Below are 8,687 nucleotides of genomic sequence, written 5' to 3' on the forward strand. Positions count from 1 at the left end.
GTCATAACACCTTTAGAGGTAGAAACAACTGCGATACCAAGACCAGCCATTACTTTTGGCAGCTCATCTTTTTTCTTATAGATGCGCAGGCCTGGGCGGCTGACACGCTGAATGCTTTCTACAACAGCTTTACCCTGGAAATACTTGAGAGTAAGTTCCAGTTCCGGCTTGGTGTCGCCTTCAACTTTAAAATCTTCGATAAAACCTTCTTCCTTCAGCACGTTGGCAATTGCCACTTTCAGCTTGGCGGAAGGCATGGTGACCGCAACTTTGTTCGCGGCCTGACCGTTACGGATACGGGTCAGCATATCCGCGATCGGATCTTGCATGCTCATCTGTCTTTACTCCCGTGATTCAATTGGTAATTACCAGCTAGCCTTTTTCAAGCCTGGTACTTCACCGCGCATGGCGGCTTCACGCAGTTTGATACGGCTCAACCCAAACTTGCCCACATAACCATGTGGACGACCTGTTTGACGACAGCGGTTACGCTGACGAGACGGGCTGGAATCACGCGGCAGAGACTGCAGCTTGAGAACCGCATTCCAACGATCTTCGTCGGAAGCGTTCACATCAGAAATGATCGCTTTCAGTTCAGCGCGTTTAGCGAAGAATTTATCAGCTAAAGCTACGCGCTTTACTTCGCGTGCTTTCATTGATTGCTTAGCCATTCAGTAACCCTACCTTACTTGCGGAACGGGAAGTCAAAGGCAGCCAGCAGAGCACGGCCTTCTTCATCAGATTTCGCAGTAGTGGTAATGGTAATATCCAAACCACGCACGCGGTCGACTTTATCGTAGTCGATTTCTGGGAAGATGATCTGCTCACGGACACCCATGCTGTAGTTACCACGACCGTCGAAAGACTTAGCGGACAAGCCACGGAAGTCACGGATACGTGGAACAGCAATAGTGATCAGGCGCTCAAGGAACTCCCACATGCGTTCGCCACGCAGAGTTACTTTACAGCCGATCGGATAGCCCTGACGGATTTTGAAGCCTGCAACAGATTTGCGTGCTTTGGTGATCAGCGGTTTTTGACCGGAGATTGCTGTCAGGTCAGCTGCTGCGTTATCCAGCAGTTTCTTGTCAGCGATCGCTTCACCAACACCCATGTTCAGGGTGATCTTCTCGACCCGAGGGACTTGCATGACAGAATTGTAGCTAAACTCAGTCATGAGTTTGTTAACTACTTCGTCTTTGTAGTAATCATGCAGTTTCGCCATCGTACTACTCCAAATTACTTGATAGTTTCGCTGTTAGACTTGAAGAAACGGACTTTTTTGCCGTCTTCGAATCTAAAGCCTACACGGTCAGCCTTACCGGTAGCCGCATTGAAGATTGCAACGTTAGAAACCTGAATAGCAGCTTCTTTTTCAACGATGCCGCCTGGTTGGTTCAGGGCCGGAACCGGCTTCTGATGTTTCTTAACCAGGTTGATACCTTCAACGACGATTTTGCCGGAAGACAGAACATTTTTTACTTTACCGCGTTTACCTTTATCTTTACCGGTTAACACGATAACTTCGTCATCACGACGGATTTTCGCTGCCATGATTCGCTCCTTAGAGTACTTCTGGTGCCAGAGAGATAATTTTCATGAACTTCTCAGTACGAAGTTCACGAGTTACCGGCCCAAAGATACGCGTGCCGATAGGCTGCTCGCTGTTATTGTTTAAAATAACGCATGCATTACCATCGAAGCGAATGACAGAACCGTCAGGGCGACGAACACCCTTCTTGGTGCGCACCACTACCGCCTTCAGCACATCACCTTTTTTGACCTTACCACGTGGAATTGCTTCCTTGATGGTGATCTTGATGATGTCGCCTACGCCTGCGTAGCGACGGTGCGAGCCACCCAGAACCTTGATACACATTACGCGACGTGCACCGGAGTTGTCGGCGACGTTCAGCATAGTCTGTTCTTGGATCATTTTAGTGCTCCGCTAATGTCAACTACTACCTGAGACTCTAAAATCAGAGCCGTTAAAAAGCCCCATATCGAGGGCGCGGCATTATAACACCGCTTCTGCAATATGGGTAGAAAAAATAAACGGCTCATTGCTGAGCCGTTTATTCGTATTGAGAATGCGTACTCTATTACAGAACCGCTTTCTCTACAACGCGAACCAGCGTCCAGGACTTAGTCTTGGACAGTGGACGGCATTCACGGATTTCAACCTTGTCGCCGATACCACATTCGTTGTTCTCGTCATGTACGTGCAGTTTGGTCGTACGCTTGATGAATTTACCGTAGATCGGGTGTTTCACAAAACGTTCGATAGCTACAACAATGGATTTCTCCATTTTATCGCTAACAACACGACCTTGCAGAGTACGGATTTTATCGGTCATTACGCACCCGCCTTCTGAGTCAGTAAAGTCTTAACGCGCGCAACATTGCGACGCACTTGCTTCAGCAGGTGAGTCTGTTGCAGCTGGCCACTTGCAGCCTGCATACGCAGGTTGAACTGCTCACGCAGCAGGTTCAGCAGCTCAGCGTTCAGCTCTTCAACGCTTTTTTCACGCAGCTCTTTTGCTTTCATTACATCACCGTCTTAGTTACAAAGGTGGTTTTGATAGGCAGTTTCGCTGCTGCCAGGCCGAAGGCTTCACGGGCCAGCTCTTCCGGAACACCGTCCATTTCATAAAGGACTTTGCCCGGTTGGATCAAGGCAACCCAGTACTCCACGTTACCTTTACCTTTACCCATACGAACTTCCAGTGGCTTCTCGGTGATCGGTTTGTCCGGGAATACACGGATCCAGATCTTACCTTGACGCTTAACTGCACGGGTCATTGCACGACGTGCTGCTTCGATCTGACGTGCAGTCAGACGACCACGGCCAACAGCTTTCAGACCGAAAGTGCCGAAGCTAACATCCGTACCCTGCGCCAGACCACGGTTGCGGCCTTTGTGCACTTTACGGAATTTTGTACGCTTTGGTTGTAACATCAGCGACGCTCCTTATTTACGGCCTTTACGCTGCTGCTTTTTAGGTTGAGCAGCCGGTTTTTCCGGTTGTTCAACAGCAGCCATACCACCCAGGATCTCACCTTTGAAGATCCATACCTTAACGCCGATTACACCGTAAGTGGTGTGCGCTTCAGAGGTGTTGTAGTCGATGTCAGCACGCAGAGTGTGCAGCGGTACGCGACCTTCGCGGTACCATTCGGTACGTGCGATTTCCGCGCCGCCCAGACGGCCGCTAACTTCAACTTTGATACCCTTAGCGCCCAGACGCATTGCGTTCTGTACAGCACGCTTCATAGCACGACGGAACATAACACGACGTTCCAGCTGAGAAGTGATGCTGTCAGCAACCAATTTAGCGTCCAGTTCAGGCTTACGAACTTCAGCGATATTGATCTGTGCAGGAACGCCAGCGATATCCGCTACGACCTTGCGCAGTTTTTCTACGTCTTCGCCTTTCTTACCGATAACGATGCCAGGGCGAGCAGTGTGAATAGTCACACGGATGCTCTTAGCTGGACGCTCGATAACGATACGAGATACAGACGCTTTAGCCAGTTCCTTAGTCAGGTACTGACGTACTTTAAAATCGCTGTCCAGGTTGTCAGCGAATTCTTTGGTGTTCGCAAACCAGGTAGAGTTCCATGGTTTTACAATACCCAGGCGAATACCATTAGGATGTACTTTCTGACCCATTGCTAGTCTCCAGAGTCTCAGCGATCGGACACAACCACAGTAATGTGGCTGGTGCGCTTCAGGATGCGATCTGCACGACCTTTCGCACGCGGCATAATGCGCTTCATGCTTGGGCCTTCATCTACGAAAATTTTCGCGACTTTCAGATCGTCGATGTCAGCGCCATCGTTGTGTTCAGCGTTAGCAATGGCAGATTCCAGTACTTTCTTGACCAATACCGCAGCTTTCTTGTTGGTATAGGTCAGGATGTCCAGGGCCTGCGACACTTTCTTACCGCGAATCAGGTCAGCAACAAGGCGAACCTTCTGTGCAGAAGAACGAGCATGGCGATGTTGAGCTAAAGTTTCCATCTCTTCCTCCTACCTTATTTCTTCTTCGCTTTTTTATCAGCAGCGTGGCCGCGATAAGTACGAGTCGGTGCGAATTCACCCAGTTTGTGACCAACCATTTCGTCGGTAACAAAGACTGGAACGTGCTGACGACCATTATGGACAGCGATGGTCAAACCGATCATGTTAGGAAAGATCGTTGAACGACGGGACCAAGTGCGCAGGGGCTTCTTGTCTCCGCTTTCCACCGCTTTCTCTACCTTCTTCAGCAAGTGCAGGTCAATAAAAGGACCTTTCTTGAGAGAACGTGGCATGGCTTATCCTCTAAAATTATTTGCTACGGCGACGTACGATAAATTTATCAGTACGCTTGTTGCTGCGGGTCTTCTTACCTTTGGTCTGAACGCCCCACGGAGTTACCGGGTGCTTACCAAAGTTACGACCTTCACCACCACCATGTGGGTGATCGACTGGGTTCATCGCAGTACCGCGAACGGTAGGACGAACACCACGCCAGCGTGCAGCACCAGCTTTACCCAGAACGCGCAGCATATGCTCAGCATTGCCAACTTCGCCCAGAGTAGCGCGGCAGTCTGCTTCGACTTTACGCATTTCACCAGAACGCAGACGCAGGGTGACATAAGCACCGTCACGCGCAACGATCTGAACGTAAGTACCCGCGGAACGCGCCAGCTGACCGCCTTTACCTGGTTTCATTTCTACGTTATGAACGGTAGAACCAACCGGGATATTGCGCATCGGCAGGGTGTTGCCTGCTTTGATTGCAGCATCAACGCCAGACTGAATCTGGTCGCCAGCTTTCAGGCCTTTAGGGGCCAGGATGTAACGGCGTTCGCCATCTTTGTACAGAACCAGCGCGATGTTCGCGGAACGGTTCGGATCGTACTCAAGACGCTCAACAACTGCTGGGATACCGTCTTTGTTGCGTTTGAAGTCAACAATACGATAAGCCTGCTTGTGGCCACCACCGATGTGACGAGTGGTGATACGGCCATTGTTGTTACGACCACCGGATTTGCTGTTTTTTTCCAGCAACGGAGCAAAAGGTTTGCCCTTGTGCAGCTCAGGGTTAACCACTTTAACTACGTGGCGACGACCCGGAGATGTCGGTTTACATTTAACAACTGCCATTGTATTACTCCTCCGACTTACTCAGCGCCGCCAACGAAGTCCAGGTTCTGGCCTTCTTTCAGGGTGACGTAAGCTTTTTTCCAGTCGCTACGACGACCGATACGCTGTCCGTGACGTTTAACTTTCCCTTTAACTACCAGGGTGTTAACGACTTCGACTTCGACTTCAAACAGTTTCTGCACAGCAGCTTTGATCTCTGCTTTGGTCGCGTCTTTAGCAACTTTGAGAACGATGGTGTTTGTTTTTTCCATCGCAGTAGACGCTTTTTCAGAAACGTGCGGTGCGCGCAGCACCTTCAGCAGACGTTCTTCACGAATCATGCCAGCATCTCCTCAACTTGCTTAACAGCATCAGCAGTCATTACGACTTTGTCGAAGGCGATCAGGCTAACCGGGTCGATACCAGTCGCGTCGCGTACGTCAACCTTGTGCAGGTTACGCGCGGCCAGGAACAGGTTCTCGTCCAGCTCACCGGTGATGATCAGCACATCTTCCAGAGCCATGTCTTTCAGTTTCTGTGCCAGCAGCTTAGTTTTAGGCGCTTCAACAGAGAACTTCTCGACAACGATCAGACGATCCTGACGTACCAGTTCGGACAGGATGCTTTTCAGCGCGCCGCGGTACATCTTTTTGTTAACTTTTTGACTGTGGTCCTGTGGACGCGCAGCGAAGGTCACGCCACCTGAACGCCAGATCGGGCTCTTGATAGAACCTGAACGCGCACGGCCGGTACCTTTCTGGCGCCATGGCTTTTTGCCTGAACCAGTTACTTCAGCACGAGTCTTCTGAGCACGAGTACCCTGACGAGCACCAGCTGCATAAGCAACAACAACCTGGTGAACCAGCGCTTCGTTGAAATCACGACCGAAGGTAGTTTCGGAAACAGTCAGCGCGCTCTGCGCGTCTTTCAATACTAATTCCATTGCTATCCCCTTACGCCTTCACAGCTGGTTTAACGATCAGGTCGCTACCGGTTGCACCCGGGACCGCACCTTTAACCAGCAGCAGGTTGCGCTCAGCGTCAACACGTACTACGTCCAGGCTCTGAACGGTTACACGTTCGTTGCCCAGCTGACCTGCCATTTTCTTGCCTTTGAACACTTTGCCCGGAGTCTGGTTCTGACCGATAGAACCCGGAACGCGGTGAGACAAGGAGTTACCGTGAGTAGCGTCCTGGGTACGGAAGTTCCAGCGCTTAACAGTACCAGCAAAACCTTTACCTTTAGAGGTACCGGTTACGTCAACTTTTTTAACGTCAGCAAACAGCTCAACGCTAATGTCCTGACCTACGGTGAACTCTTCGCCTTCAGCAAGACGGAATTCCCACAGACCACGGCCAGCTTCTACGCCAGCTTTAGCGAAGTGACCCGCTTCTGGTTTGGTTACACGGTTAGCTTTTTTAGCACCAGTGGTCACCTGAACAGCGCGGTAGCCATCGTTAGCCAGATCTTTAACCTGGGTAACGCGGTTTGCTTCAACTTCGATTACGGTTACTGGGATTGAAACGCCATCTTCAGTGAAGATGCGGGTCATGCCCACTTTTTTACCGACTAAACCAATCATTGTATCAACCTCTCAATCGCTCGATGACCTGATTAACCCAGGCTGATCTGCACGTCTACACCGGCAGCCAGATCCAGACGCATCAGAGCATCAACGGTTTTCTCAGTTGGCTCAACGATGTCAACCAGACGCTTGTGAGTGCGGATCTCGTACTGATCACGCGCATCTTTGTTAACGTGCGGAGAGATCAGAACGGTAAAGCGCTCTTTGCGGGTCGGCAGCGGGATCGGACCACGGACTTGCGCACCAGTGCGCTTAGCAGTCTCGACGATTTCCGCGGTTGATTGATCGATCAGACGATGATCAAACGCTTTAAGGCGGATACGGATTCTTTGGTTCTGCATGAGACCAGAGCTCCAATTATTTTATAAACGAAAATGATTACTCCTCAAACCCATTACGATTGATGGGAGAGTGTAACCGTTCTTACGTAGCTCCCCAATTGGGAGCATTGTTGAGTAACAAAGTGAGCTACTCTGGTTCAGATTGAACCCGCCGTCAATTACGACAAGCCCGCGCATTATACGTAAATCAGCGAAAGACGCAAGTGCCGTTTAGAAATTAAGCGCCAAAGTCGTACTCTGCGTAAGGCCTCGCAATTTTTTATGCAAAGTATCCCTTCTCATCTCTTTGTCTGAAGCCGCTATGCAATTGTTGTTTTTACACATTGCCGGGCATGCAGATTATTACGAGTATGCGCTCAAACCATTTTGAGGCTCTCGCTATGCTAATGTCCCTCCCCTTTCTGCTGATCTATTTTGCGTTATCGGCCTTGCTTGTACGCACCGATATTCGCACGGGGCTGCTTCCCGATAAATTCCTTTGCCCGCTGCTATGGACGGGCCTGCTCTACCAGCTTTGTATTCATCCTGATTTTTTGCCGAGCGCGGTACTGGGTGCGACCGCAGGATACGCCGGATTCGCCGTTATCTATTGGGGATATCGACTCATCTGCCGATGTGAAGGGATGGGGTATGGCGACATAAAATATCTGGCGGCGCTGGGAGCATGGCATGGCTGGTGTGTACTGCCAGTACTGGCATTAGTGGCCGCGTTAATGGCTCTGCTGTATCTGGTTGGTTTCTCGTTGTTCAACCCTGATAAGCAGGCATTAAAAAACCCACTGCCTTTTGGGCCATTTCTGGCGGCAGCGGGTTTATGCGTTGGCTGGGAAAGCCTGATTAACTTTCCACTTTGATCTGAGACTGAAGGTAGTTCTGTAGGCCAATTTTGCTAATGAGATCCAGTTCGGTCTCAAGCCAGTCGATGTGCCCTTCTTCATCGGCCAGGATCTGGATCATCATATCCCGGCTGACGTAGTCATGTACGCTGTCCGCATAGGCAATGGCTTCACGCAGGTCTTTTGCACCCTCCAGCTCCAGCCGGAGATCAGAACGCAGCATCTCTTCAACATCTTCTCCGATGCCCAGTTTTCCGAGATCCTGTAGGTTAGGAATGCCTTCGAGGAATAAAATACGCTCAATATATTTATCGGCGTGTTTCATTTCATCAATGGACTCATGGTATTCAACATCGTTGAGGCGAGTCAGTCCCCAGTTTTTGAACATTCTTGCATGGAGAAAATACTGATTGATTGCGACAAGCTCATTTCCCAATAATTTATTGAGATAACTTATGATTTTAACATCACCTTTCATTATATAGTCCCTCCGCTTCCACTCATTGAAGCGTAGATCGGGCTACGGGGATGTCAAAAAAAAGATGGAGGCTTACGCGATCTCTTTGAATTCCGGGATCTGCATCAGTTCGTCCTGCATGATCTCACGCGCTGCGCGAACGCATTTACCGCATTGATTTCCCACCGGAACAAACTTACGAAGCTGCTGGAAAGATTGTGGTTGAAACTGGCGAACGGCCTGACGAATTTTTTTGTCGCTTACACCATTACATAAACAAACGTACATAAAGACTCCCGTTCAAAATATGCGCAAAGTGTAAGTGAGAATGGTTA

The 8,687-nt window shown here is 49.9% G+C and carries 19 protein-coding genes; 1 reads left to right on the top strand and 18 read right to left on the bottom strand.

Features of this window, described 5'->3' with window-relative positions; genetic code table 11:
* The 16 genes from rpsH to rpsJ form a co-directional block, all read right to left on the bottom strand.
* The coding region (rpsH, locus tag IPZ49_RS20120) for a 30S ribosomal protein S8 (RefSeq protein ID WP_045629717.1) at positions 1–335 on the bottom strand (335 nt) is incomplete at its 3' end.
* Positions 336–365: 30 nt separating this feature from the next.
* Positions 366–671, bottom strand: coding sequence for a 30S ribosomal protein S14 (gene rpsN / locus IPZ49_RS20125; RefSeq protein ID WP_003863291.1), 306 nt, complete (start codon positions 669–671; stop codon positions 366–368).
* A gap of 14 nt (positions 672–685) precedes the next feature.
* Positions 686–1,225: a 50S ribosomal protein L5 gene (gene rplE, locus IPZ49_RS20130; RefSeq protein ID WP_022649589.1), complete on the bottom strand. Its 540-nt coding sequence runs from the start codon at positions 1,223–1,225 to the stop codon at positions 686–688.
* 14 nt (positions 1,226–1,239) lie between these two features.
* Positions 1,240–1,554 carry a 50S ribosomal protein L24 gene (rplX, locus tag IPZ49_RS20135; protein ID WP_155031803.1) on the bottom strand — a complete coding sequence of 105 codons (315 nt, stop codon included), beginning with the start codon at positions 1,552–1,554 and terminating at the stop codon, positions 1,240–1,242.
* Between the two features lie 10 nt (positions 1,555–1,564).
* Entirely contained in the window at positions 1,565–1,936 is a 372-nt protein-coding gene (rplN, locus tag IPZ49_RS20140) for a 50S ribosomal protein L14 (protein WP_002919748.1), read from the bottom strand.
* A gap of 166 nt (positions 1,937–2,102) precedes the next feature.
* Positions 2,103–2,357, bottom strand: coding sequence for a 30S ribosomal protein S17 (rpsQ, locus tag IPZ49_RS20145; RefSeq protein ID WP_002438707.1), 255 nt, complete (start codon positions 2,355–2,357; stop codon positions 2,103–2,105).
* Positions 2,357–2,548 carry a 50S ribosomal protein L29 gene (gene rpmC, locus IPZ49_RS20150; RefSeq protein WP_003863282.1) on the bottom strand — a complete coding sequence of 64 codons (192 nt, stop codon included), beginning with the start codon at positions 2,546–2,548 and terminating at the stop codon, positions 2,357–2,359. The genes rpsQ and rpmC overlap by 1 nt, the downstream gene beginning before the upstream one ends.
* Positions 2,548–2,958: a 50S ribosomal protein L16 gene (gene rplP / locus IPZ49_RS20155; protein ID WP_002919759.1), complete on the bottom strand. Its 411-nt coding sequence runs from the start codon at positions 2,956–2,958 to the stop codon at positions 2,548–2,550. Before rplP ends, rpmC begins: the two co-directional genes overlap by 1 nt.
* A gap of 12 nt (positions 2,959–2,970) precedes the next feature.
* The gene (gene rpsC / locus IPZ49_RS20160) at positions 2,971–3,672 is read right to left on the bottom strand and encodes a 30S ribosomal protein S3 (protein ID WP_000529945.1); all 702 of its coding nucleotides are present in this window, start codon (positions 3,670–3,672) and stop codon (positions 2,971–2,973) included.
* Between the two features lie 17 nt (positions 3,673–3,689).
* Positions 3,690–4,022 carry a 50S ribosomal protein L22 gene (rplV, locus tag IPZ49_RS20165; RefSeq protein WP_002919773.1) on the bottom strand — a complete coding sequence of 111 codons (333 nt, stop codon included), beginning with the start codon at positions 4,020–4,022 and terminating at the stop codon, positions 3,690–3,692.
* A gap of 14 nt (positions 4,023–4,036) precedes the next feature.
* Positions 4,037–4,315, bottom strand: a complete 279-nt coding sequence (gene rpsS / locus IPZ49_RS20170) for a 30S ribosomal protein S19 (protein WP_001138117.1) — start codon at positions 4,313–4,315, stop codon at positions 4,037–4,039.
* Positions 4,316–4,331: 16 nt separating this feature from the next.
* Positions 4,332–5,153: a 50S ribosomal protein L2 gene (gene rplB / locus IPZ49_RS20175; protein WP_000301859.1), complete on the bottom strand. Its 822-nt coding sequence runs from the start codon at positions 5,151–5,153 to the stop codon at positions 4,332–4,334.
* A 17-nt stretch (positions 5,154–5,170) separates the two neighbouring features.
* Positions 5,171–5,473, bottom strand: a complete 303-nt coding sequence (rplW, locus tag IPZ49_RS20180; RefSeq protein ID WP_000617546.1) for a 50S ribosomal protein L23 — start codon at positions 5,471–5,473, stop codon at positions 5,171–5,173.
* On the bottom strand, positions 5,470–6,075 hold the full coding sequence (gene rplD, locus IPZ49_RS20185) for a 50S ribosomal protein L4 (RefSeq protein WP_000424395.1): 606 nt from the start codon (positions 6,073–6,075) through the stop codon (positions 5,470–5,472). The genes rplW and rplD overlap by 4 nt, the downstream gene beginning before the upstream one ends.
* Before the next feature lie 10 nt (positions 6,076–6,085).
* Positions 6,086–6,715, bottom strand: a complete 630-nt coding sequence (rplC, locus tag IPZ49_RS20190; RefSeq protein ID WP_006178923.1) for a 50S ribosomal protein L3 — start codon at positions 6,713–6,715, stop codon at positions 6,086–6,088.
* Between the two features lie 32 nt (positions 6,716–6,747).
* A complete protein-coding gene (rpsJ, locus tag IPZ49_RS20195) occupies positions 6,748–7,059 on the bottom strand; it encodes a 30S ribosomal protein S10 (RefSeq protein ID WP_001181005.1) in 312 nt (103 codons plus the stop codon).
* A 380-nt stretch (positions 7,060–7,439) separates the two neighbouring features.
* Here rpsJ and IPZ49_RS20200 point away from each other — a divergent pair, with 380 nt between their 5' ends.
* A complete protein-coding gene (locus IPZ49_RS20200; protein ID WP_058677623.1) occupies positions 7,440–7,913 on the top strand; it encodes an A24 family peptidase in 474 nt (157 codons plus the stop codon).
* Here IPZ49_RS20200 and bfr read toward each other — a convergent pair.
* Together bfr and bfd are read right to left on the bottom strand one after the other, a co-directional pair.
* Positions 7,897–8,373 (bottom strand): bacterioferritin, encoded by a 477-nt coding sequence (gene bfr, locus IPZ49_RS20205; protein ID WP_003863270.1) that lies wholly within the window; start codon positions 8,371–8,373, stop codon positions 7,897–7,899. The two genes, IPZ49_RS20200 and bfr, sit on opposite strands and share 17 nt — an antisense overlap.
* A 72-nt stretch (positions 8,374–8,445) precedes the next feature.
* On the bottom strand, positions 8,446–8,640 hold the full coding sequence (gene bfd / locus IPZ49_RS20210) for a bacterioferritin-associated ferredoxin (protein WP_003863268.1): 195 nt from the start codon (positions 8,638–8,640) through the stop codon (positions 8,446–8,448).
* Positions 8,641–8,687: the final 47 nt, after the last annotated feature.

Origin of the sequence: Enterobacter cloacae complex sp. S2 (assembly GCF_015159675.1) — a bacterium.
Classification (GTDB): domain Bacteria; phylum Pseudomonadota; class Gammaproteobacteria; order Enterobacterales; family Enterobacteriaceae; genus Enterobacter; species Enterobacter intestinihominis.

Excerpts from the sequence above, each read along its gene's own strand:
- rplN (WP_002919748.1), bottom strand. The coding sequence starts at position 1,936 with ATGATCCAAGAACAGACTATGCTGAACGTCGCCGACAACTCCGGTGCA.
- rplD (WP_000424395.1), bottom strand. The coding sequence starts at position 6,075 with ATGGAATTAGTATTGAAAGACGCGCAGAGCGCGCTGACTGTTTCCGAA.
- rpsJ (WP_001181005.1), bottom strand. The coding sequence starts at position 7,059 with ATGCAGAACCAAAGAATCCGTATCCGCCTTAAAGCGTTTGATCATCGT.
- rplX (WP_155031803.1), bottom strand. The coding sequence starts at position 1,554 with ATGGCAGCGAAAATCCGTCGTGATGACGAAGTTATCGTGTTAACCGGT.
- rplB (WP_000301859.1), bottom strand. The coding sequence starts at position 5,153 with ATGGCAGTTGTTAAATGTAAACCGACATCTCCGGGTCGTCGCCACGTA.
- rpmC (WP_003863282.1), bottom strand. The coding sequence starts at position 2,548 with ATGAAAGCAAAAGAGCTGCGTGAAAAAAGCGTTGAAGAGCTGAACGCT.
- rplP (WP_002919759.1), bottom strand. The coding sequence starts at position 2,958 with ATGTTACAACCAAAGCGTACAAAATTCCGTAAAGTGCACAAAGGCCGC.
- rpsQ (WP_002438707.1), bottom strand. The coding sequence starts at position 2,357 with ATGACCGATAAAATCCGTACTCTGCAAGGTCGTGTTGTTAGCGATAAA.
- rplV (WP_002919773.1), bottom strand. The coding sequence starts at position 4,022 with ATGGAAACTTTAGCTCAACATCGCCATGCTCGTTCTTCTGCACAGAAG.
- rplW (WP_000617546.1), bottom strand. The coding sequence starts at position 5,473 with ATGATTCGTGAAGAACGTCTGCTGAAGGTGCTGCGCGCACCGCACGTT.
- IPZ49_RS20200 (WP_058677623.1), top strand. The coding sequence starts at position 7,440 with ATGCTAATGTCCCTCCCCTTTCTGCTGATCTATTTTGCGTTATCGGCC.
- bfr (WP_003863270.1), bottom strand. The coding sequence starts at position 8,373 with ATGAAAGGTGATGTTAAAATCATAAGTTATCTCAATAAATTATTGGGA.
- rpsS (WP_001138117.1), bottom strand. The coding sequence starts at position 4,315 with ATGCCACGTTCTCTCAAGAAAGGTCCTTTTATTGACCTGCACTTGCTG.
- rplE (WP_022649589.1), bottom strand. The coding sequence starts at position 1,225 with ATGGCGAAACTGCATGATTACTACAAAGACGAAGTAGTTAACAAACTC.
- bfd (WP_003863268.1), bottom strand. The coding sequence starts at position 8,640 with ATGTACGTTTGTTTATGTAATGGTGTAAGCGACAAAAAAATTCGTCAG.
- rpsC (WP_000529945.1), bottom strand. The coding sequence starts at position 3,672 with ATGGGTCAGAAAGTACATCCTAATGGTATTCGCCTGGGTATTGTAAAA.
- rplC (WP_006178923.1), bottom strand. The coding sequence starts at position 6,715 with ATGATTGGTTTAGTCGGTAAAAAAGTGGGCATGACCCGCATCTTCACT.
- rpsN (WP_003863291.1), bottom strand. The coding sequence starts at position 671 with ATGGCTAAGCAATCAATGAAAGCACGCGAAGTAAAGCGCGTAGCTTTA.